This is a genomic window from Vibrio sp. 10N.222.52.C3, assembly GCF_041474195.1.
GTDB lineage: Bacteria > Pseudomonadota > Gammaproteobacteria > Enterobacterales > Vibrionaceae > Vibrio > Vibrio crassostreae_C.
Genome location: NZ_JBFRTQ010000062.1, coordinates 1 through 22453, shown reverse-complemented (window position 1 = coordinate 22453; position 22453 = coordinate 1). Strand labels below are relative to the sequence as shown.

Below are 22453 nucleotides of genomic sequence, written 5' to 3'. Positions count from 1 at the left end.
CAGATAGATTGCTATCTACGTCTAAATAGTAAGAATTAAAAAAGCCGCAAAAACTCAGTTTTTGCGGCTTTTTAGTATCTGGCTTGCTAGTTTAAATACCAGCTCTCACTTAGCGCCAAACTATAAATCTTCACCAAAAACAAGCATACACAGTTGTTCGAACTCTTCTTCTTTACCTGAGAACAGATCATCAATCACAAGTGAACGTTTTTGGCCTGACTGCATGCGTTTCTTCGCTTCTCGCATCACCATCACCAGAGTGTGCTCTTGTGGCAGGTTTGAATCATCAATGTTCCATTGATTGAATCGCTGAGAAAGAGCACTTTCGCAAAGCAGTGGTTTAAATGACAACACTTCTTGCTTCAAGACAGAAAGCATATCTTTAAACGCTTGTTCCGTATTATTGGCATTGGAAGCACGAGCTTTGGTTTGCTCTAGCTTTTCTAGTAGTGCCGAAGAGAGGTTAGTTTGCGTAATGTAACCCGCTTGTCTTGGGAATGAATCCGTCAAACGAACAGAAAAGTCGACACGGTTAACCTGAGTGTTTGGAAAGTAGGTCAGTGACGTTAGGCAGTCGTATGGAATCCAGACGCTTTGTCCTGGTTCAACGGCATACTCTTGTTTGCCTAACTTAATCAAAACCAAGCCACTTTGAACCGATACAAGGCTATGTTTAAGTACTTTCTTGCGTGGTGTGATCACCAAGTGTGAAAAGTAAGCCGATGTATATTCAATAGCGAAGTTCATAGATAGTACCTTAATTTTGGGGCGTCAAGATTACCGTTAATCTTAAAGAATGCCAACAATAACAGGGGATTTTCAATGTTTCTGGTCTGACCTTGTCAAAAGTATGGGCTCTGTAGCTGCGAGAAGTCAAAACAACGCGTAGAATGAGCCAGCTTTTTATTATATGAATTAAAAAATGACCTCTCCAACCGATCCATATGTTGATATTCGTCCTTACGGCGATGATGAAATTCCAGCGGCACTAAACCGTCTTATTAATGATGAAGAATTTATCAGTGCAATCTTGCACTACCGTTTTTCAAACCATGCGTCTTGGTTCAAAGCATTAATGAGCCCGATTTTGCGTGTGTACTTAAAAATGAAGTGGAGCAAGCTGACTAGCGTTGAATCCATTCAGATTGAAGTGAAAAAGTACTTACGCGACACGTTAGCGAAAACCACTAACGGTGTGACGTACACGGGTATCGAGTCACTGGATGCGAACCAAGCTTATCTGTTTGTATCAAACCATCGTGACATTGCTATGGATCCTGCGTTAGTAAATTACGCTCTGCATCAAAATAATCATCAGACTTGTCGTATCGCTATCGGAGACAACCTGTTGAAAAAGCCATGTGCGACTGAATTGATGCGTTTAAACAAGAGCTTCATCGTAAAGCGTTCTTTGAAAGGACCGCGTGAGATGATGAAAGCGCTAGGGCAGTTGTCTTCTTACATTAAGCACTCTCTAGAAACGGGCAACTCAATCTGGATCGCTCAAAAGGAAGGTCGTGCGAAAGACGGTAACGATTTTACTGAGCCAGCAATTTTGAAAATGTTCCACGTTGAAGGACGTAAGCAAAAAATTGCTTTCCCTGAATACGTGAAGTCATTGAAGATTGTTCCTGTGGCTATTTCTTACGAGAACGACCCATGTGACACGGCTAAAGCGATAGAGCTTTTCGAAAAAGACGTAAACGGCAGTTACGAAAAGGGTGAGTTTGAAGATATCGAAAGTATCATTCAAGGCATCATCGGTGATAAAGGACGCGTTCACGTTGGTTTCGGTCAGGTTATCGACCAAGATTTTGATACGCCTGAAGCGCTTGCTGAAGAGATCGATCGTCAGATCCACGATAACTACAAACTGTTCCCAGTAAACTTGCTGGCAGCAGAAAAAGAAGATGAGTCGATTACAGCGGCCGTTAAACAAGAGTTTGAAGCTAAACTGTCGAGCCTGCCACAAGGTGCGCGTCAGTACTTGATCGATAGCTACGCCAACCCAGTGAAGAACATTGGTTAACGAGCGTTAGTTAGCTTGCTAGTTGATTAGCAACTTGATTGAATTGAAAAAGGAGCCTTGGGCTCCTTTTTTGTTTCTGAATCACCATTTGTTGCTGCGATCGAGCATTAACGTATTAGAGCATTAGAGCATTAGAGCATTAGAGCATTAGCCTGAATTAGCGAGCGACTGCACCACCGAGATCTAGATTGGTTGGCCATTTGGTTACGGTGTTGCCGCCCAGATAGATGTTGCCTTTGACTGTCATGGTCTCGGGGAATGTTGTAATCCCAGAACCGCCTATATAAAGGTCGCCGTCAATCACGATCCCGTTGGGTAACTCGGTTAAAGGAGTGCGGATCACGCTCAGATCGCCTTTTACTCTAAAGCCATTCGGTAGCCTTTCCAGTGGAGTGTCGGTGAGGTTGATAAAGCCGCCCACTCTTACACCTCTTGGCCAGCTGGTGATTTGGCTGCCAATCAAGTCGACGTAACCTTTTATCTTAACCCCGCTCGGGACTCGAGCGAGTTGGCTGTTAGAGCCTTTAATGCTGCCGTTCACTTCTAACCCTTTGGGTAGGCGTGTGATCGCAGTATTCTCTATATTGAGATTACCATCTACCACCAAGCCAGTTGGAAGTGATGTATAAGGCTTATTTCGTAGATATAAGTTTCCGTAATTATCGAGATGGTTCAATATTTGATAGTGATCGAGTGGTTCAGCACTGACATTTGTTATGGTTAAGGAACCAATAATAAGTGCAATTATTCTGAGCATAACAGGCTTCTTATTACGATAGACGCTTACACTATAATGGAAAAATTAATCTCGCATAGTGTTTTACCCATTTGGCGGTAGATTAACGAGGAATGGAGCAAAGATGATAGGTAAATTAATGATTAGAGTAAATATACGAATTATTAAGGTCTTTCTGATAGCCGCTTCAGTGTTTGGTTCAATGTCTGCGAGTGCCAACAAAGTAATTTCAACGCCCGGTAAAGCTGCGGTGGTGGTGACACAAGGCGGTCAACAGCAACGAGTTTGTTATTACGATGACAAGGCTTATAGCATTGGGGCAGTGTTAGAGGTGGGGGGCGTAGTGATTCAGTGCGCTGCAGAAAACGATTTTGAGCAAAATGGGTCACTGGCTTGGGTTCAATTAAAAAAAGACGAGTAATTCACTCGTCTTTTAATAAGCATATAAATGCTTATATTAACGCGCTAGAGAGCGAGTCTTAAGTTCAAAAATAATCTTCTCAGCGCTAACTTCAAATTTAAAGCGAGCGTGCAACTCTGTGCTTTCTTCAGTCATCTCTGATGCTTCGAACTCAACGTTGCTAGACACTTGTTTAGCAAGTTCAACATACTTAGCAAACTCAGCTTCAATCAGTGCTTTTGAGTTTCCGTAAACCGTTACTTCAGCAACATCGTCGCCTTCTTTAATGATGAACCCGATTTCGCCTGCACAGCCGCAAGCCTCACATACATCGTTGTTACCAATATCTTGGCTCATAAATAATCCTCTTACAAAGTCTGAGGTTATTCTAACGAGCAATTTGAACTGTATCTACAAAAATTAAAACCTTTGAACTAATTTATACTGGTATGCTATGTTGTTTGTTAAGGTGTTTGATGAATATCTATATTCGCGCCGCCAAATATGTATGTGATTTACCTCACGTTTTGTTGAAAAGGAATGTTATTAATATGTCAGAATATCATTCACTTAGTTGCGCCAGAAATGATTTTATAAGACTATCTATCGCTTGATAGGTATTTATACAATGAATTTTTCGTTGGGTATTTCATATTCTAAGTCGTTATTTAAACTTATCGACTTAGGATTGTAAGGTGATTTTCGAAGAATAATTAGACAAAGTGTCCAAAGAGGCATCACTGTAAAATTGTTCGTACATAGTATTTGTGTGAATTTAGTTATAAATACTTGCGAAAAAATACCTTGCTCACATAATGCTGATAACGATTTTCATTCTGACTTCATTTGATTGAGTTAGATGGATTTACAAAGAGAAGAGCCTGAATATGCCAAAGCGTAGTAAAGAAGATACAGAAATCACGATCCAGAAAATCATGGATGCCGTTGTAGACCAGCTACTAAGATTGGGTTACGACAAGATGTCATACACGACGTTGAGTCAACAAACGGGTGTTTCTCGTACAGGTATAAGTCATCACTTTCCAAAGAAAACGGATTTTACTGCTGCTCTAGACGGTCGTATTTTCAAGATGTTCATGGAACACATTGACTTCGAAAATGGCCTTGACGCATTTTCAGCTAGCTGGGTTGCAGCACTTGAAGACGCTGAGTTCCTAGCAATCTTACGTTTACTTTTCCATCATATCGTTACTGCTGAGAGCGCACATGAGTTCGCTGCAAACGGTATTGATCGTCTATACAAGCTGACTGAAACTCAGTTTGGCGATACTAGCGGTAAAGAACTAGAGTGGTTGATTGGTAAATCATTGATTCGTATGAGCCAATAATCAGCACTCAATAAAAGAAGCTCCTGCGGGGGCTTTTTTTGTGCCTGCCGTTTCACTTCTTGTGCGTTTTTCTCTTCAGTGTTAAAAGCTAAGTAACCCTAACAAGTAGAGTTCATTTCTAGAGCCTCAAATGCTCAAGGTGAGTCGTTTTGGTGCTTGCTGTTGTGGTTGTTAATAAAATTGAGTTTAAGCCGAGAGAGTGGCTGTGAGCCAATAAAAAGCCCCGAACAAATCGAGGCTTAGGATTACGTCATTGTTATCAAGAACGAATACTCAAAACGAGTCGCTCCTTAATCGGACTTATTGTGCGGGGTGAACCTGAGGGAAGCTCATGGTTGGGTGTTTTTCTACGATACTTTTGTAACCATACACATCTTCTATCATCGAAGGTTTCAGTGCATCCCAAGGCTTGCCATCACACACCAAATTGCCATCTTTCAATACCACCAATCGATCGGAATACTGCGCGGCTAAGTTGAGATCATGCAAAACCACGATAACCGCGGCATTGTGGTTATCGGCTAATTCTCTCGCAATCTTTAAGGTGTTGTGCTGGTGGGCAAGATCCAGTGCAGAGGTTGGTTCATCAAGCATCAAAATACATTGGTCACCAGAGTGGTGAAGCTGAGTTAATACTCGAGCCAAGTGCACTCGCTGCTTTTCACCGCCGGATAGCGAAGGGTAGAGCCTTTCACTCAGGTGAGTCACATCGGCAACATCCATTTTTTGACTAGCGATGTTGGTGAGGTTCTTGTTGGACTCTTGCAGAGGAATACCACCAAGCTCGACAACTTCATGTGCCAAAAATGGGAAGGTCAACGTACTGTGCTGAGGTAGCATAGCCAGATGCTTCGCCAATTTTTGAGAAGGCCACTTGTCTTTGGTGTGTCCAAAATATTGGATATCGCCGTTGCTTGATATCTCTTGGCACAAGGCTTTAAGTAACGTGCTTTTCCCTGCGCCATTTGGCCCAAGCAGTGTGGTTACCTTTCCAGCCTCAATCTCAATAGAAACGCCATCTAATATCACTTTGCTGCCGAACTTCACTTCGATATCGGTCGCTTTTAACGCTGAAGGAAACATTAAAGGATTCTCCCTTTCTGTTGAAATAGTAGATACAAGAAGAAGGGGGCACCGATAATCGCAGTGACAATACCTACAGGTAGCTCTGCCGGAGCAAGTACCACACGTGAGAACATGTCTGCGGCGGTTAGCAGCAGTGCGCCTAGTACCGCTGATAGTGGCAACAGAACTCGGTGGTCAGGGCCTGCCAACATGCGACCTAAATGTGGGATAACCAATCCAATAAAACCAATCATGCCAGACAGGCTAACTGTGATACCAACGCCCGCAGCCGTCAGTAGAATCAGCTTTCGTTTCAGCTTTTGAACTGGGATACCAAGGTGTTGCGCTTCTGACTCGCCCAGTAATAGAGCATTTAGAGACATCGCTTGGCGGTAGAAAACAACAAACAAGCCAACGAGCGTAACTGCAGCAAGCAAAATGCCTGACCACTTCGCTCCTGCTAGTGAACCCATCGACCATAACGAAAGATCACGCAGCATTTGGTCATCAGCGATGAAGTTCAAGAACCCAATACCAGCCCCAGAGAGCGCACTGATCGCCACACCCGCCAACAACATGATGGTTACTGAGGTTCCGAATTTACCCGTGCCCAGTTTATAGACCAAGAGTGTGGTTAAAGCGCCACCTAAAAAGGCAAACACAGGAACGGCCGCAAAATTCATGAAGGCCGGGTATTGCAATGAGAGTTCAGAGAAAAGAACAATAGCCAACGCTGCACCTAATGCCGCACCAGCAGACACACCGATGATGCCTGGCTCTGCAAGTGGGTTTCGAAACAAACCCTGCATCACTGCACCACACAAGGCGAGGATCGCACCAATCAGCATGCACAAGATGGTTCTAGGTAAGCGGATCTCTTGAATCACTAAGTTGATGTGAGGTGCTAAGTCATTGTTTGGTTTAATTAAGCTTGTGGTGCTGTCCGCTAAGCTAATGTTCATTGGCCCAACAGTGATCGAGTACAGCGCGACAAAAGCTAGGGTTGCACCTAGAGCTAACATCGACGTTTTCAGTGGGACGGAGCGTAACAACATAAAGGGCCTCAATATCTATCGCTAACTTCGACCTCCTTCAACAACAGCGTGAGTCAGTTGGTGAGGGAAGCGAATTAGCGATAGCAGAAATAGGGTGGTTGAGTTATAGCGGGTAGATAAGTGCGTTTAGACGCTTTGCTTCAGAGAGGCTTTCTAGGCCAAGTCCGCCAACCAAAGCACTGCCATTTACGGTAATGATTTGCTTGTTCATACCTGCAGGCGTTGCCGCTAGCATAGGCAGTGATTTCAGGATGGCATCTGCGCCGCCCATTTTTTGATAACTACGGCCGCTTACTAAAATGACATCAGGTTGCATCTCAACGAGTGATTCCATTGAAAGTGGCTTGTAAGACGTTAAGCTCTGAGCGGCAGGGTTGATACCGCCAGCTAACTCGATGATTGCGTTTGGTGATGTTTCACCGCCAGCAACGTTGGCAGGGCGACCTTCATGCAGCAACAGGAATAGAACTTTCTTCGCTTCGTTGCTTGGTACTTGGTTCGCTTTCAGTGCTGCGATCTTTTGATTCACATCGGTTTTCACTTGCTGCGAGTGGTCTTCGGTATGGGTGATCTTTGCGATTTGGTCGATACGCTTTAATAGCCCTTCCACGTTTGCTTCAGTGTTAACAATCTCTACATCGACGCCTGCCGATTTTAATTGAGAGATAGCGTTGTCTGGTCCCATTTCATCCGAGCCAATCAATGTGGTTGGCTCTAGGGCGAGTAGACCTTCAGCAGACAGGTTTCGGTGATAACCAATCTTTGGCAGGTTTTCTCCTTGAGGGAAGTGGCTGGTCACATCAATCGCGACTAACTGCTCTTCGGCACCTAATGCCAAAACCAATTCAGTAACGGCACTACCAGCACTGATGATTCGAGGTTGTTCAGCGTCGTTGGCCATTGCGGGTGCGCTAAGTGCCAGGCTGATTGCAGCTAATGAAAGAAGAGGTGTCTTGGTCTTTAATTTATTGAGCACGTTTAAGTTGTTCATAATAAGTTCTTTATATTTTCTTTTTGTATCGCGAAGATACTCAGTGAGCAGTCCGTTCGCATTGTGAGTTCGAATCGATAGAGAGGCTTAGTCTGCTTGTTTAGTTTTATCAACCAGAAGCCAAACCTCGTGAAAATTGAGTGTCGCTCTAGCCATCGTCCGTGAGCAATTGAGTCGCTGGTATTCCGTTTTCTTGAAGGAATGAAAGCAACTTCACTAGGTTCTCCACGTTAGCGGCTTTATCTGCGCCAATGATGATCGGTTTTTTATCCGTTGAACCAGTCTCTTCTAACAGCGCAATCTTGAAGTTTTCCCAGTCGATGTATTCTTGGCCGTTAATTGCCCAGTAGGGTTCGCGGTCTAAAATATTGACGCTAATTGAATCCTTGTGGACTTCAGAAACGTTTTTAACATCCGAGCTTGGCAGCTCAACTTCTAGCGATTCCAGCTTTACCGATGCCGTAAGCAATAGAAAAACCATCACGATAAAAATGATGTCGAGCAGCGGTGTTAAGTCCGGCGCTAGGCTCTGTGTGTGAGATGAGTGGGGCGTTTTAATCATGCTTGGCTCACATCACCGATAGAGGTTTTGTTGACAGGCTTACCTTGAGTATCATCTGACTGATTGGTTTGAATCGACATGCCTTCTAGCCACACATTCACATAGTTCAATGTATGCTCCAATTGAGCCAGCACTCGATCGGCCCATAGCCCTAGTAGCTGAGCACCAGAAATAGCAGGAAGCGCAATCATCAAACCTGCTGCTGTGGTTCGCATTGCTAATCCAAGACCGTCTGCCAAATCATTAGGCGTGATGCTGCCTGTTGTCGCGGCAACGCCTTTAAACATCTCAATAAGACCAAGTACCGTACCAAGCAAGCCGATGAGTGGGCTGATCACGCCGATCAAACCAAGCAGTCTTAAACCTGCATGAAGCTGGTGGCGTTTTTCTTGTAGCCAGATCCCAGCGGCATCTTCACGTAACCCTTTTGAGAAAGAGTGGTGAGCAAGCAACATTGACACGCCCTTGTACAAGAGCGGGCGTTTACCTGAAATCGACTGAGCAAGCGCTTCAATCTCTTTGCTGTTGGTTGGTGAAATTTGGTTAAGCTCACGACGAATAGCACGTTTGCCCACACCAATGCTGAGCATGACTTGGAAGACACGTTCAGCGATGATCATTGCTGTTAATGCTGAGCAGATAAGAAGAGGCCAAGTCATTAAGCCAAGTTGATCTTGTAAGTAACTGATTTGTTGCATGATTAATCCAACCTAAAACGAACAGGTATTTGTACTCGGTGAGCAATCGCTCGACCATTGACAGTGTGAGGTGAGAATTTCCATTGTTTAATGGCATCTAATGCGGCGTTATCGAGCATTAGCGCGCCTGATGAATTTACTAATGCTTGTTTAATTTGTTTGCCTTCAGCGTCTAGCCAGATCTCATAAGTCGCGACACCTTCAACGCCACGACGTCTTGCTTGGCGAGGGTAATTCGGTGGGGTAGGACGCGCAGAGAACGAAGGCTTAGTGACTAAAACCGGCTCTTGGTTTGATACGCCTTGATGTACTTCCTGAGGCTGGTTGGCAGACTCGTCCATATTCTTATCGACTTTCTTGTCGGCCAGTTTCTCTGGTTGAGTGGCTGGTTTTGGGCGTTCTTTCTTAACTACCTTTTTCTCAGTTACTGGTTTCTTTTGAACCGGCTTCTTCTCGACAACCTTTTGCTCAATCACTTTTTTCTCAACTTTCTTTGGTTGAGGTTTATTGGTGATCGCTTTTTTCTTTGGGGTTGGCTTAGCTTGCTTTGGCTCAACCGTTTTTGGTTCGGCTTGTGAGACGGTTTCTTTTATTGGCTCAGGTTTAACTGGCTCTGTGATTGTTTTTTGCTGAGCTTGTGAAGGAACGCTCTTAGGAGTGAAGTTGATCGATACCGTGTTCGATTGGCTACCTGCAGGCATCGCAAATACTTTGGATTCTTGAGCGACAAACAACAACGCGGCATGAATCACTAACGATGCACCGCCTGCAATAACATATCTAGGAACGTTCACAATCAATCCTTTACCAAATCAAAATTCTGTATCGGATTATTGCTTAGAATCTAAATAAGATCAATTATCAATTGCATTATCATTTGCGTGTATTTATGATTCTCTCAGTTTTTAGCGAATAGTCTTCCAGACTTTGCTATGTAAGTGTTTAGAGAGATTATATGAGTCTTAATATTTATAAATTTGACGAATCAATATTGGGCGTTTCTAGCCCTGATCCGCTTCGTTTTGCGTTTGCGAAAAAGCATTCTGCACACGCCGGAGGAAGTTCAATTCCGGTCGACCCCAGTAAGAAGTTAGAACTCTTTGACGAACTGATGCTGAGTGAAGGGAAAAAACAGGATACGCGTTGCTTGTATATCCACATTCCTTTCTGTCGTGTGCGTTGTACGTTCTGCAATTTCTTCCAAAATGCCGCAAGCCGTAAATTAGTGGATGAGTATTTCGATGCACTGATGGTCGAGCTAAAGCAGAAAGCCAAAACACCTTGGGCTCAGTCTGGACTATTTCACGCCGTCTATATTGGTGGCGGAACTCCCACCGATTTGTCGTCTCAACAAGTTGAGCAGCTGGGTAAAGCGATTCGTCAATATTTCCCACTAGCAAACGATGTTGAGATGACATTGGAAGGGCGCATCAATCGATTTGGTGACGAGATGTTTGATCGTGCGCTTGAAGGTGGCTTCAATCGTTTCTCGTTCGGTATTCAAAGTTTCAATACTCAGGTTCGACGTAGTGCTAAGCGCCTAGATGACCGAGAGGTTGTGCTAGAACGTATCAGTTCACTAAGCCGCACCGAGCAAGCGCCAATCGTTCTTGATCTGTTATACGGATTACCACACCAATCTATGGAAGTGTTCCAACAAGATTTAGAAGACTACATGTCTACTGGCGCACACGGCATTGACCTCTACCAACTGATTGTTGCGGGCAATGCACCTATGCTTAATCTTGTTGAGAAAGGAAAAATCCCACCGCCTGCGAATACGCCAGATAAGGCGAGCATGTATTTGGCGGGTGTGGAGTTCATGGCAAAAAATAAGGTCAAGCAACTGAGCGTAAACCACTGGACTCGTGATAACCGCGAACGCAGCATTTACAACAGCTTAGCGAAAACTTATGCCGAAGTTCTACCCATTGGTTGTGGCGCTGGTGGCAACATCGGCGGTCATGGTGTGATGCAGCATCGAACTTTAGACAGCTACATGGAGTCTATAAAGCAAGGTCAATTACCTATTGCCATGATGACTAAGCAAAGCTCATTAGAGCCTATCTTCTCAACATTAAAGGCAGGTTTCGATTCTGGTGTTGTTAGAAGAAGTACGCTACCGAGATTTATGGGGCAAGATACGTTCGACTACCTCAAGCCTTTGTTCGCGCATTGGGAAAAGAACGGTTTAGTTGAGCTTTCGGAAGATTATCTGAGCCTGACTATTGCTGGCAGCTTTTGGGCGGTAAGCCTAGCGCAGAGTGTGATTCAAGTGCTTAACGCTGAATACCAAGCTATGCACCCAGCGCCTAAAGCGTCAGGTTCGGGCGTACACCCGCATGCAAGTTTGAAGCACGCTTAATATCGAATTTTTAGTTTATAACTTACTCGTTTATACGGAACATATTCAATGACAGATACAACATTAGAAATGACAGAAACTCTAGAACAACGCGTAGCTCTAATTTTAGAAGAAGAGCCAAAACTACTGCCAACAGCAATTGCTGAGAAGCTAGGTGTTTCAGAGGTTGAAGTGGTTGCTGCTTTTCCAAACGACATGGCGGTAATGCTAGATGGCAGCCGTGCTCAAGAAATTCTAGAAGGATTAGTGGGTTGGGGCCCTGTGACCACAATCGTGCATTCATTCGGCTCAATCTTTGAAGTAAAAGCGCCGTTCCCTAAAGGTAAAGTAGCGCGTGGTTACTACAATCTGATGGGCAAAGAAGGCGAGCTTCATGGTCACCTGAAACTCGACAATGTCAAACAGATCGGTTTAGTGAGCAAAGCGTTCATGGGTCGTGAAAGTCATTACTTCGGTTTCTTCAGTGAAACGGGCGAGAACATTTTCAAGATCTACCTAGGCCGCAATGAAAAGCGTGAGCTTATTGCCGACCAAGTAGAACGCTTCAAAGCGCTAAAAGCACAAGCTTAAACAGAATCAGCAGTAATAGTTTATAAGACATCAATGCTCGAGGATCGTTTAGTTCGCTAATGATCGCTCAACCTCGAGCAAAAATAATAAATCAGAGAAAGTGAATAAAGGAATTACCCATGGAACAGCAAGTAAAACAAGAACGTCTACAAGGTCGCCTAGGTCCAGAAATTAAAGAGTTTCGCCAAGAGCGCCGTACCCTTCAACTTGCAACGGTTGATGAAGAAGGTCGCCCGAACGTAAGTTACGCACCGTTCGTTCAGAACCAAGAAGGTTACTTTGTTCTAATTTCTGATATTGCTCGTCATGCTCGTAACTTGAAAGCGAACCCTCAAGTCTCTTTGATGATGATTGAAGACGAAGAGAGCTCGAAGCAGCTTTACGCACGCAAGCGTTTAACGTTTGATGCTCAAGCAAGTGTTGTTGAACGTGAAACGGAACTTTGGACTCAAGTGATCGGCCAGATGCAAGAGCGTTTTGGTGAAATCATTGATGGTTTGAGCCAACTTCAAGACTTCTCTCTATTCAACCTAAAAGCAGAGAACGGCCTGTTCGTTAAAGGCTTTGGTCAGGCATACCAAGTGTCAGGCGACGATCTGGTGGATTTCGTTCACTTACAAGAAGGCCACAAAAAAGTGTCTAACGAGTAATCTCGTTTAACCTACTTCTTCAGGAGCCCTCCAATGTGAGGGCTTTTTTATGTCTAAATCAAAGAGTTTGGTATATTGACGTTTGATGACTATTTATGTGTAAGGATCGGTACGTGAAACCAGTAAGTCGAGATTGGGACGAGTTTTGTTATCCGTTTATCTATGAAGACAGTCCTATCTGTGATTTTGAGATTTTGTCGGATGAACTTTGTTGCCGAGTTGGATTGGTGTTGTCTTTAGAGCTAGAGCCTCAGGTTCGTGAGATCCTGCAACGCTTGCAGCCAAACATCTACCATTTGAATGGCTCTGTGCGCGGTAAGCTTGCCATCACCGAGTCTGAATTGGTCGAGCTCAAACAAGATTATCATCGTATCCGTGAGCAGTTAGAAGGGGGGGTTAAAGGCTTTGTCTTACCCGGTGGACACCGAGTGTCTAGTGAACTTCACTTGTGTCGTTGTCAGGCTAAGAAAGTTGTGCGAGCTTTGGTGAGTATTGAACATCATGAAAGCAAAAAGTCGCCAGACCCGATTCTTTTTAAATACGCCAACCTAGTCGCGAACACTCTCTATGCATTGGCCTCTTTTACCAATCATGTGAATGAAGTCGAGGAAGTGGCATTTGTGAGTAAGAGCTACTCTATGCCGAAAAAGTCTATGCCAGAAAACAAAGACTAACGGTTAGCTCTATTCTTATTAAGATTTGAAGAAAGAAGAGACTAAGAAGCTAAACCATTGAGCACTATGCCAGGTTTAGCTTCTATAACAGAGCCTAAGCAGCCGTAGAGGCGCCGTTTAAGACTTTTGCGCCGCGTAGCATAGCTTCGATTAATTCACCCGCGTTGAACTTCTCAAGCGCTTCATGCGCCCCCACCTGATTAGCACGGTCGACACAGATCTCACTGGACAGTGAGGTATGCAAAATACAGTAAGCGTGACTTAAAGCGCTGTCGTTTTGCACTTCAAATGCAAGCTCATAACCATCTAATCCCGGCATCTCGATATCACTCACCAGAAGATCAATGGCATTGCCAGCGCTGGCTTGGCGTCGCATTAGGTCGATGGCATCTAAGCCGTTGTTACATATGCTGTAAGGGATGTTGATGCTGTCTAAGGCATCAGATAACTGTTTACGTGCAATCAAAGAGTCATCCACTAATAAGATGTTCAATGCTTTGAGGCGTTCCCTTTCTACATCGGTCAGCATCGGGATATGAGCATTCTCATAAGCTGGGTAGATCTTAGAAAGCAGCAGTTCCACATCGAGCATTTGCACAATACGGTCTTCAAAACGTGTAATACCCGTTACAAACACATTGCGACCCACACTGGTGGGTGGAGATTCAATGCTCTTCCAGTCGCATTCAATGATTTTATCAATTGAACGAACCAAGAACGCCACAACTGTTCTCAAACAGTCAGTAACGATGAGTACACAATCTTGGTATTCAGCGGGTGTTATCGGACGGAAGCCAATCGCAGCGGACATATCAATCACAGGAACTGTAAGGTCGCGGATAGTCACTGTACCAATCACGTGATGATGGGAGTAGGGGATCTGAGTCATCGGCTGAAAAGGGACGATTTCTCTGACCTTAAGCGTGCCAATCGCAAAACTTTGAGTGAGGGACAACTTGAACATCAACATTCCCTGTGACTGACTCGCTTTACTGATCGGTTTGGCCATAAGTGGCTCCTACTTAATACGCGCTTAATTTATAAGGATTAATTTAAAGGGAAATGGAAGCCGCAGCAAGTCGCGATGCGGTTTTTAATGGCCTTTAAGGCAGTTGTTTTCGGTTATAGAGTGAAGAATAGCGGTTCTTGGGTTAAAATCACTCTAAATACTCGCTGTCGATGGTTAGTCGACAAGCAGACAGCAACAAACTGAGAATTATCATGGCAAGAACAGCAGCAGCGCTTCATATTCTGGTGAAGCATAAAGAACTAGCAGAAGACATCATGACGCAGCTTAAAAAGGGCGCTAAATTTCAAACGCTAGCGAAGAAACATTCAACCTGTCCATCTGGTAAAAAGGGCGGCGACCTAGGTGAGTTCAAAAAAGGTCAAATGGTGCCTCAGTTTGATAAGGTTTGTTTCTCTGGCGAGACGCTTGTACCACACCTTGTGAAAACAAAATTTGGCTGGCACGTCGTGAAGGTTCTTTACAGAACTTAGTTATAAATATGTGTTAGATTGAATAAAAGGAGCGTATATACGCTCCTTTTTTGTGACTTTTGTGCGCGTTTTAAAGCACTACGGTTGAGTGTTCATCCCAGACGTTATGCGATAATTGGTGCTACGCCCTCAACCATCCACCGTGAGTAATTGGTAGGAGGAGGAGGGTTTTTAATGAGTAACTCATATAATAAATGCCATTCTTGAGGAAATTTATTGCAGCTTTGCCTTTTAGCCTTTGCCTTTTCTAAAAAGCTGTAAACGAGTTTGGTAGGAGAACAACATGGAGAGTTCAGCTATGTTAAGCAAACCAGCGACAGATGTCATATTGCATGCCTTTGACTGGTGCTACGCTGACGTAATGAAGAACGCCCCACTGATCCAAGAGTTGGGTTATAAATCTGTTTTAGTATCACCGGCGATGAAATCGCTGCGCGGCCCTAAAGGTTGCGATCGAAATTCTGGTACTCAATGGTGGCAACGCTATCAGCCCCAAGACTATCGTGTGATCGATAATCAGTTGGGTGACACACAAGATTTTAAAGCGATGGTCGACACGTTAAAGCGACATGGGCTTCGTACTTATGTGGATGTGGTGTTTAACCACATGGCCAACGAATCGGGTATCCGCGGTGATCTAACGTATCCCAATCAGCAAGACATGGCGTCTTATCAAAAAGATGCTGACTATTATGAATCCATACGTTTGTTTGGTGACCTTTCTGAGCCTCTTTTTGATGAGAACGACTTCGTGGAAGCGTTTGGTATCAAGAACTGGAAAGACACGTGGGAAGTGCAAAACGGGCGTATTACCGGTGGCGCCAGCGATCCTGGCCTGCCAACGCTACTCGATAACGATAATGTGGTGGCACAACAAAGAGCCTACCTAAAAGCACTGAAAGAGATTGGTGTGAAAGGATTTCGCATTGATGCGGCAAAGCATATGACACTGGCACACCTACGCAAGGTGTGGACGGATGACATCTGCGAAGAAATGCACATCTTCGGTGAGATCATTACCGATGGCGGCGCGACAGAAGAAGAGTATGAGCTGTTCCTTGAGCCTTATCTTAAACACACTCGCTTAGGCGCTTACGATTTCCCGTTGTTCAACACCATCTTCAAAGCATTTGAAGAGCAGGGCAGCTTTAAGTCTTTGATTAACCCATACTGTTTTGGTCAGGCTCTGTCGAATATGCGAGCGATCACGTTTGCGGTCACTCATGATATTCCCAATAACGAGGTGTTTTTGGAGCATGTGATGGATGAAGTGGATGAGCGATTGGCTCATGCTTTCATTCTTGGTCGAGACGGCGGTGTGCCGCTTGTTTACAGTGAACTGAGCACCAGCGGTATTCTGGACAAGAGCGGTCAGCCTCGTTGGCTTAACGACTGGCAAGCGCCTTACATGAAAAGCATGATTCAATTCCATAACCATGTTCATGGCGAAGCGATGCGTGTGGTTGAAGCGAATGATGATTTGTTGGTGTTTGTCCGTGGCGATAAAGGCATTGTGGTGATCAACAAGTCGAAGCGAAGCAAAACAGCCTCATTAAATTGGACTGGTGCGGTAACCGATTTACTGTCGGATGATGTGTTTGAATGTGTTGGTAAGGATTTAACCATCAAGGTGGAATCGAACCAATGCATGATGTTAACGACGAATGAATTGAAGCCTGTCACGAGTTAACTTGGATAGACTAGAAAGAGAAGCCCCGCTTACTGGCAATCAGTAATCGGGGCTTTTTATTTTAAGCTATTGCTCGGTAACTAAACCAAATGGCGACTCAGCCAAACGGCAACTGAGCCAAACCTTGGTTAAACCGTAAACTTATTCAATAGCTCGTCTTGTTGGCGAACATTGTCAGTTTGCTGCTGCATTGCGGTATTCGCTTCTTGGGCCGCTGTTGATACTTGTGTTGAAAGGTCTTTGATCTTAACAGTGTTGTTATTGATCTCTTCCGCTACTAAGCTCTGCTCTTCTGCCGCTGAAGCAATCTGGATGTTCATATCTGAGATGCGTTGAATCGCGTCACGGATACGGTCAAGTGAAGAGTTCGCTTGCTGAGCGCGTTCAACGGCGTCAGTGGCTGTGTCTTTACTTTGGTTCATCGCGTTCGATACTGAGCTTGCACCCGCTTGGAGCTGCTCGATCATGTTGCGGATTTCCGTAGTTGATTCTTGAGTACGTTGTGCCAGAGTACGAACTTCATCGGCAACGACTGCGAAACCACGGCCTGATTCACCAGCACGCGCCGCTTCAATAGCCGCATTCAATGCCAGTAGGTTGGTTTGGTCTGCAATATCGTTGATTACTTTTAGAATTGTTTCGATGTTGGCTGTTGCTGATTCAAGTACTTGTACTTCGGCAACCGCTTGGTCGATACGTGCTGAAAGGTTATCAATCGCTTGAGTGGTGTCACTTACGACAGATGTGCCGTCTAGCGTTGCTTCGTCTGCTTCACGGGCTGCCGCTGCTGCGCCTTGAGCATTGTTTGCAACTTCAGTTGCAGTAACCGCCATCTCGTTCATTGCAGTCGCTAACTGTTCAAGCTCTTCCAGTTGGGTATTCATCGCTTTCGCTGATTCGCCTGCACCTTTAACCGTGATTTCAGTACCACGCTTAATTTCAACACCAATCGCTTTCGATTGAATGATCTGATTTTGCAGGTTTTCAGTAAAGGTGTTGAAACCTTTCGCTAGGTCAGAGAACTCTTGGTCTGTGTTGGTATCTAGGCGCTTAGTTAAATCACCTTGACCGCTCGCCACATCTTGAATAGCTTGGTTAAGCGCATCCAGTGGACGCATTAACACACGAATCAGAACAGTCAGTGCAATGATGCTGAGAATAACTGCAATCAACGAGTAGATCATTGAGCTGTTCTTCAATTCTTCAACGGTTTGGAACGCGATCTCTTCATCGAGGATTGCACCTATATACCAATCTTCACTAGGGATGTGGGTGAAATTAACTAGGAACATTTTGCCGTCGACTTCAATTTCTTGAGAGCCTTCACGAATAGTCGCTTGTGGCATGTAGCTTGATAGCGTTTCACCGTTGTTTTTCGCATTTGGGTGAGCAATCGTGGTGCCGTCGGCTGTTACTAGGAACAGGTAACCCGCATCAAACAAGTTCACTTGGTTGACCAAGGTAGCAAGGTTCGTCAATTCTAGGTCGTAGAACATACCCGCAGTAAAGCGGCCGTTGTCTTTAACTGGAGTACCTACTGATATGATGACTTTCTTACTTGATGCATCCACATAAGGAGCGGTAACAACTAAACTGTTTTTGGATTTAGCATCAATGTACCAAGGACGAATTCGTGGGTCGTAGTCTGGACCGGCATCCCAACCATCATCATTTTCAATAACGAAACCGTTTGCTTCATAACCAAAACCAACCGCTAGGAAGCTGTTTTTAAGCTTTGGCTTTTCTAAGATTTCTTTAACGTAAGCGCGATCTTCAGGGTTGATCTCGATGACTTCAGTCGTCGATTGAGCCAACGCTTTCTTGGCGTTCATCTCCGATACGACGGTATTTTTCACGCCCGAGACCATCTCTTTCAGGCTCGCATTGACGTGGTTTTCTACTGCACTTCTTACAGTGTAAAGTTGTTGTATTGAAAGCAATGATACTGTCACTAGCAGCAAGGCTGATGATGCAGCAACCACCTTATGGCTAAATTTCATTGAGTTTTCCCCTTCTCACAGGCTTTGCGAAGACTAAAGTTAATCGTGTTTTTGTAATTATATATATCGACTAGATTGGATTTTACTTGAATGTAATTTCACAAAATAGACTACAAAAATACAACAACCTAAACAATGCAAAATTCACTAAAGCGCATATTTGTTGCTTTTAGTATTTGGTTCAATGAGTTGGGGAATGGGGCTAGACGGAGTTTAAGGAGGAATTAAGAATGTATTAATTTGATAGTTATGCGTTCAGTTTTCTATTAAAAAGAGGCGGGGTGAACAAACGATATGAAATCAAATGACATGCAGAGCTTATAAATTAATTGAACTCCAAATAATACTGTGTATATATTTTCGCAAATAAAAAGCCCCACAAAAGTGAGGCTTTATAAACTGAATCTTTATTGAGTTACATAAGTAGTATCTAATTTAGAATATTAGATGCGCTACACCAGCGATAACTGGAAGCGTAATTAACGTACGTAGAATAAAGATAATAAACAGTTCTAAGATGTTCACTGGAATCTTACTGCCTAGAAGTAGAGCGCCCACCTCAGACATGTAGATCAGCTGAGTTACCGACATTGCTGCAATAACAAAGCGAGTCATCTCGTTGTCGATAGAAGCCGCAAGGATTGCTGGAATAAACATATCCGCAAAACCAACAACAATCGTTTCAGATGCTGCAACCGCTTCAGGAACACCAAGTAGCTCTAGGAATGGAATGAAAGGCTGACCTAGGATTGAGAACACAGACGTGTATTCCGCAATAACCAGTGCCATTGTACCTAAACCCATAACAACAGGCAGTACGCCAAATACCATATCTACGGCGTTACGAACGCCTTCGCCAAATACAGATTTAGCCGACTTTACTTGAGATGCTTTATTTACCGCTAGCTCAAGACCCCAAGAGAACGTTGAGTGACCTGCTGGGATCGCGTCAGCGTCTTTGTGCGGCTTGCTGCCATCAATGAAAGTATCTTTCTTCATGCTTAGTGGTGGAAGGCGAGGGATGATCACCGCTGCCACAATACCCGCTAAACAGATTGCTGCGTAGAAAGGTAGGAACAGGTGCTCTAGTTCTACCTGAGCAATAACCACAAGACTGAATGTGATAGATACTGCTGAGAAAGTCGTACCAACAACCGCAGCTTCACGCTGAGTGTAGAATTTCTTCTCGTACTGTTTGCTTGTAAGCAGGATACCAACACTGCCGTCACCCAACCAAGAAGCCATACAGTCAATAGCACTGCGGCCTGGTAGGTTGAAGATTGGACGCATGATTTTACTTAGTAGCGTGCCAAACAGCTCTAGTAGACCAAAGTTAAGTAGAAGCGGAAGTAGCAAACCAGCAAAGATGAATACTGAGAACAGTGTCGGAAGCAGGCCTTCTAGAACCAGACCACCAGTATTTTCTTCCCAAATAACCTCAGGCCCAACTTGGAAGAAAGCCATAACGGCTGCAGCACCACCAATTAAACGAACCAGCAACCACAGTGGAGATGGGTTGAAAAGGCCGTTTAAAAATGAATTTGATGTAATGAATGTAGGCTTAAAAATGGAGCTTAAAACTGAAGCTACAGACATGAAAGCAACGATCGCAGTGATGATAGGAACTAGATATTCACCGAAAACCGCTTGAATTGATTTGGCTAAGATAGCTACAGGGATGGTTAGATCACCTTGATAGCTGATTGGCGCCATGAAAAGGAATAAACCAATCAATGATGGGATTAAGAAAACCCAGAAACTGCCTTTAGATTTCTCTGTTTGAGCAGTATTCTTGTTGTTAGACATGTTATTGTTCTCGAATTTCTACACGTAAAAAAGCCACATCCTTGGCATTTTTATTCACTAAACGTCCGTATTTTCTCATTGGGTGCAAGATTACCCAGTATTAATATCGCTTGCAATACTATTCATCAAATATAGCTAAATATTCATACTGGTTATTCTGCAACGTATTAAGAGTTTAGAATAAAGTGTTGCGGATGTTACGTAGTTTGAGGTTATATTGCCAGATATTTATAAATTGACTGGGGTTTCAGTTCGATAGGTCAAGTATAACCAGTAGCTAAACGCAATAATGAAAGCAAAAGAGGCAGGGAAAGCCAATGCCAAGATTTCGAAGCGTTGGAACAGACAAGCGCCAATTAAGCCGCCAAACAGGAAGCCAACCACAATGAAAATTAGCAGTTTGGCTTTACGGCGGTCAAAAGGCATCCCCTTTAAGCGAGCGCCAATCATGATCCCAAGATCGGTAATGATCCCGCTCATGTGTGTTGTTCGAATGATTGCCCCGCTGTAAGTGGTGATCATCGCGTTCTGCAAACCACACGCGGCTGAAGCGAAATACTGACCTGAAGTATAGCCTTGCAACAGTGTCCACAGCGCCAAAAACAGCAATCCACCCTCAATACATAGTGCAACACCGTAACGGCGTCCTAACTTCAATGCTTGGTTTTCAATAAAGAACCCGCTGAACGCCGCACCTAACATGAAGCTCATGATCACCAATAGGAGGTGAACAGAAGCCGAGGTCGGTGTAAGCAGGCTACTGCCTAGCAAAGACATGGTGCCGGAGATATGGGAGATAGCTTGATGTTGGAAGCCAAGTAAGCCGATAGCATTAACACTGCCAGCAAGACCAGCTAACAAAAGGGCGCCGTATTCAACCCAGCGAGGTAACTTAGAAATCATGTGGTTCACCCTGGGTTAAATAGAGGAGCAAGATTATAACGCTAGACAAAAGATACGCTAGCGCTGTGGTGCGTTGATATTTGATCTTAGGCAACAGTATTGCAGTTTGTTCTAATGCTGTTGCTTTATCGAGATTAAGGTCAGTAACAGGCTAGTTGTAGTGACTCATTTGATGGTCAAATTTGACCCAGCCGTGTTTGCGTTCTTCGTAGACTGAAAAGCTCGGTAGCGGAAAGTCTTGCTCTTTAAATAATCCGAGCGGGACGATATAAAAATCAGCGGCGGCAACCGACTGCAAAAGCATGGTGGTGCCACACTTGGGACAAAACTGATAGGTGACTTCATTACCCGTATCGCTGATGCGTGAAAAAGAGGTCACTTCACCGCTGAGTGTAACTTGTTCTATTGGGAACCGAGCCTGAACGCCGAACACACTTCCGGTGCGTTTCTGACACTCATAGCAATGGCAGACAGATGTACGTTGAGGTTCACCTCGGCATACTAGGTTGACTGCTCCACAGCGGCATTCGCAACTTCTGATATTTCTATCTTTAATATGATTGATATCCATCCATGCTCCACTTCTGGTTAACCCTGTATTGATAATTATACTAAAGCCCTTTATGGTCTGCACAACTGGATGAAAACAAAAGAATATAATTGCCCATGAAAAAGAAAATCTTACCTATCCCTCTGATTCTACTGATTCCAATTGTCATGCTGGTTGTGGTGATAGTAGCGGGTATTTATCGCTTTAGCTTAAGTGATGAAGGGCTCTTGGCGAAGTTTCCTTCTTCTCAAGTGAGTTATGACCCAGTCGTAGAAACCGTTTTTGATTTGAAGACGACCAATCCATGGACAATTAAAGTTCCTGAGACTAACGCCTACGCTTTTATCAATGAAGTTGATGAGCCTAGAGCCATCGCGTTTGGACGCTATGACTCAGGTGTTGAGCGCGGTGTGGTAACGGTAGACACCAATAATCTTTCAGCCGCCACGTTGGGCAAGGCGAGTTTCTTTGTCGCGCCGATGTGGATATCTAACCAAGGCAGCGGTGTTTTCTATTATCTAGGCCTGTTTAAGCATGACCAGCAACGAAGCCGTGTGGTGTTAGTCGACCAACTTTTACTGGGTGATCGTATACAAATTCAGACATTGGAGGTAGCTCAGCAGCCAGGTTCGCAATCACAGAATAAACTTACTGGGGAAGGTTTTATCGGCTTTACTCAGCATTCTGCGGAACAATCATTTGCAGAACCCCCTTCTGAAAAGGTGTTAATGAGTTTTTCTTTTGATACGCAATCAATTGGTAAGCAATAACGTTTGCGTGAATGTAAGGATCTGTTGTTTATGTGAGTCAAATTACATATTATCTTAGTTAGATGAATGAAATTTAGACACACTTAGCTT

The 22453-nt window shown here is 44.2% G+C and carries 24 protein-coding genes; 10 read left to right on the top strand and 14 right to left on the bottom strand.

Going from position 1 to position 22453, the window contains the following annotated elements; all coding sequences use genetic code 11:
• Positions 1-120 precede the first annotated feature (120 nt).
• A complete protein-coding gene (locus AB4517_RS10830; RefSeq protein WP_017064307.1) occupies positions 121-747 on the bottom strand; it encodes a hypothetical protein in 627 nt (208 codons plus the stop codon).
• A 175-nt stretch (positions 748-922) separates the two neighbouring features.
• Between AB4517_RS10830 and AB4517_RS10825 the strand changes: the two genes are divergently transcribed.
• Complete coding sequence (locus AB4517_RS10825; RefSeq protein ID WP_017062764.1) at positions 923-2029, top strand: 1-acyl-sn-glycerol-3-phosphate acyltransferase; 1107 nt, start codon at positions 923-925, stop codon at positions 2027-2029.
• A 157-nt stretch (positions 2030-2186) separates the two neighbouring features.
• On the opposite strand, the gene AB4517_RS10820 is transcribed toward AB4517_RS10825, so the two are convergent.
• Complete coding sequence (locus tag AB4517_RS10820) at positions 2187-2786, bottom strand: hypothetical protein (RefSeq protein ID WP_372148331.1); 600 nt, start codon at positions 2784-2786, stop codon at positions 2187-2189.
• 103 nt (positions 2787-2889) lie between these two features.
• Here AB4517_RS10820 and AB4517_RS10815 point away from each other — a divergent pair, with 103 nt between their 5' ends.
• Positions 2890-3186: a YnjH family protein gene (locus AB4517_RS10815; protein ID WP_017067955.1), complete on the top strand. Its 297-nt coding sequence runs from the start codon at positions 2890-2892 to the stop codon at positions 3184-3186.
• A gap of 36 nt (positions 3187-3222) precedes the next feature.
• Here the strand turns inward: AB4517_RS10815 and AB4517_RS10810 are convergent, their stop codons facing one another.
• On the bottom strand, positions 3223-3522 hold the full coding sequence (locus AB4517_RS10810) for a YfcZ/YiiS family protein (RefSeq protein ID WP_017062761.1): 300 nt from the start codon (positions 3520-3522) through the stop codon (positions 3223-3225).
• A gap of 530 nt (positions 3523-4052) precedes the next feature.
• Here AB4517_RS10810 and AB4517_RS10805 point away from each other — a divergent pair.
• A complete protein-coding gene (locus AB4517_RS10805; RefSeq protein ID WP_004731875.1) occupies positions 4053-4514 on the top strand; it encodes a TetR/AcrR family transcriptional regulator in 462 nt (153 codons plus the stop codon).
• A gap of 300 nt (positions 4515-4814) precedes the next feature.
• Here the strand turns inward: AB4517_RS10805 and AB4517_RS10800 are convergent, their stop codons facing one another.
• From AB4517_RS10800 to AB4517_RS10775, 6 genes are all read right to left on the bottom strand, one after another.
• On the bottom strand, positions 4815-5597 hold the full coding sequence (locus AB4517_RS10800; protein ID WP_372148330.1) for a heme ABC transporter ATP-binding protein: 783 nt from the start codon (positions 5595-5597) through the stop codon (positions 4815-4817).
• Positions 5597-6634, bottom strand: coding sequence for a FecCD family ABC transporter permease (locus AB4517_RS10795; protein WP_372148329.1), 1038 nt, complete (start codon positions 6632-6634; stop codon positions 5597-5599). Before AB4517_RS10795 ends, AB4517_RS10800 begins: the two co-directional genes overlap by 1 nt.
• A 103-nt stretch (positions 6635-6737) precedes the next feature.
• On the bottom strand, positions 6738-7625 hold the full coding sequence (locus tag AB4517_RS10790; protein ID WP_017062757.1) for a hemin ABC transporter substrate-binding protein: 888 nt from the start codon (positions 7623-7625) through the stop codon (positions 6738-6740).
• A 148-nt stretch (positions 7626-7773) separates the two neighbouring features.
• A complete protein-coding gene (locus AB4517_RS10785; protein ID WP_017062756.1) occupies positions 7774-8187 on the bottom strand; it encodes a biopolymer transporter ExbD in 414 nt (137 codons plus the stop codon).
• Positions 8184-8885, bottom strand: coding sequence for a MotA/TolQ/ExbB proton channel family protein (locus AB4517_RS10780; RefSeq protein ID WP_017062755.1), 702 nt, complete (start codon positions 8883-8885; stop codon positions 8184-8186). Before AB4517_RS10780 ends, AB4517_RS10785 begins: the two co-directional genes overlap by 4 nt.
• Positions 8886-8887: 2 nt before the next feature.
• Entirely contained in the window at positions 8888-9679 is a 792-nt protein-coding gene (locus tag AB4517_RS10775) for a TonB family protein (protein WP_372148328.1), read from the bottom strand.
• Between the two features lie 161 nt (positions 9680-9840).
• Between AB4517_RS10775 and hutW the strand changes: the two genes are divergently transcribed.
• From hutW to AB4517_RS10755, 4 genes are all read left to right on the top strand, one after another.
• Positions 9841-11250 (top strand): heme anaerobic degradation radical SAM methyltransferase ChuW/HutW, encoded by a 1410-nt coding sequence (gene hutW / locus AB4517_RS10770; RefSeq protein ID WP_017062753.1) that lies wholly within the window; start codon positions 9841-9843, stop codon positions 11248-11250.
• Positions 11251-11298: 48 nt separating this feature from the next.
• Positions 11299-11820, top strand: coding sequence for a heme utilization cystosolic carrier protein HutX (gene hutX, locus AB4517_RS10765; RefSeq protein WP_372148327.1), 522 nt, complete (start codon positions 11299-11301; stop codon positions 11818-11820).
• A gap of 119 nt (positions 11821-11939) precedes the next feature.
• On the top strand, positions 11940-12470 hold the full coding sequence (gene hutZ / locus AB4517_RS10760; RefSeq protein WP_004731858.1) for a heme utilization protein HutZ: 531 nt from the start codon (positions 11940-11942) through the stop codon (positions 12468-12470).
• A gap of 113 nt (positions 12471-12583) precedes the next feature.
• Positions 12584-13144 carry an ATP:cob(I)alamin adenosyltransferase gene (locus AB4517_RS10755; protein WP_372148326.1) on the top strand — a complete coding sequence of 187 codons (561 nt, stop codon included), beginning with the start codon at positions 12584-12586 and terminating at the stop codon, positions 13142-13144.
• 94 nt (positions 13145-13238) lie between these two features.
• Here the strand turns inward: AB4517_RS10755 and AB4517_RS10750 are convergent, their stop codons facing one another.
• Positions 13239-14153 (bottom strand): chemotaxis protein, encoded by a 915-nt coding sequence (locus tag AB4517_RS10750; RefSeq protein ID WP_017062751.1) that lies wholly within the window; start codon positions 14151-14153, stop codon positions 13239-13241.
• A gap of 170 nt (positions 14154-14323) precedes the next feature.
• Here AB4517_RS10750 and ppiC point away from each other — a divergent pair, with 170 nt between their 5' ends.
• Both ppiC and AB4517_RS10740 read left to right on the top strand, forming a co-directional pair.
• Positions 14324-14644 carry a peptidylprolyl isomerase PpiC gene (gene ppiC, locus AB4517_RS10745; RefSeq protein WP_017630085.1) on the top strand — a complete coding sequence of 107 codons (321 nt, stop codon included), beginning with the start codon at positions 14324-14326 and terminating at the stop codon, positions 14642-14644.
• Positions 14645-14927: 283 nt separating this feature from the next.
• Positions 14928-16334: an alpha-amylase family glycosyl hydrolase gene (locus tag AB4517_RS10740; protein ID WP_017062749.1), complete on the top strand. Its 1407-nt coding sequence runs from the start codon at positions 14928-14930 to the stop codon at positions 16332-16334.
• Between the two features lie 128 nt (positions 16335-16462).
• Here AB4517_RS10740 and AB4517_RS10735 read toward each other — a convergent pair whose 3' ends face one another.
• The 4 genes from AB4517_RS10735 to AB4517_RS10720 form a co-directional block, all read right to left on the bottom strand.
• Entirely contained in the window at positions 16463-18334 is a 1872-nt protein-coding gene (locus AB4517_RS10735) for a methyl-accepting chemotaxis protein (protein ID WP_017062748.1), read from the bottom strand.
• A 435-nt stretch (positions 18335-18769) separates the two neighbouring features.
• The gene (locus tag AB4517_RS10730; RefSeq protein ID WP_017062747.1) at positions 18770-20140 is read right to left on the bottom strand and encodes a YjiH family protein; all 1371 of its coding nucleotides are present in this window, start codon (positions 20138-20140) and stop codon (positions 18770-18772) included.
• Between the two features lie 228 nt (positions 20141-20368).
• A complete protein-coding gene (locus AB4517_RS10725; RefSeq protein ID WP_017062746.1) occupies positions 20369-21043 on the bottom strand; it encodes a YoaK family protein in 675 nt (224 codons plus the stop codon).
• A gap of 151 nt (positions 21044-21194) precedes the next feature.
• Positions 21195-21677 carry a GFA family protein gene (locus AB4517_RS10720; protein ID WP_170926836.1) on the bottom strand — a complete coding sequence of 161 codons (483 nt, stop codon included), beginning with the start codon at positions 21675-21677 and terminating at the stop codon, positions 21195-21197.
• Positions 21678-21709: 32 nt separating this feature from the next.
• On the opposite strand from AB4517_RS10720, the gene AB4517_RS10715 reads away from it, so the two are divergent.
• Positions 21710-22363: a hypothetical protein gene (locus AB4517_RS10715; RefSeq protein ID WP_372148325.1), complete on the top strand. Its 654-nt coding sequence runs from the start codon at positions 21710-21712 to the stop codon at positions 22361-22363.
• Positions 22364-22453: the final 90 nt, after the last annotated feature.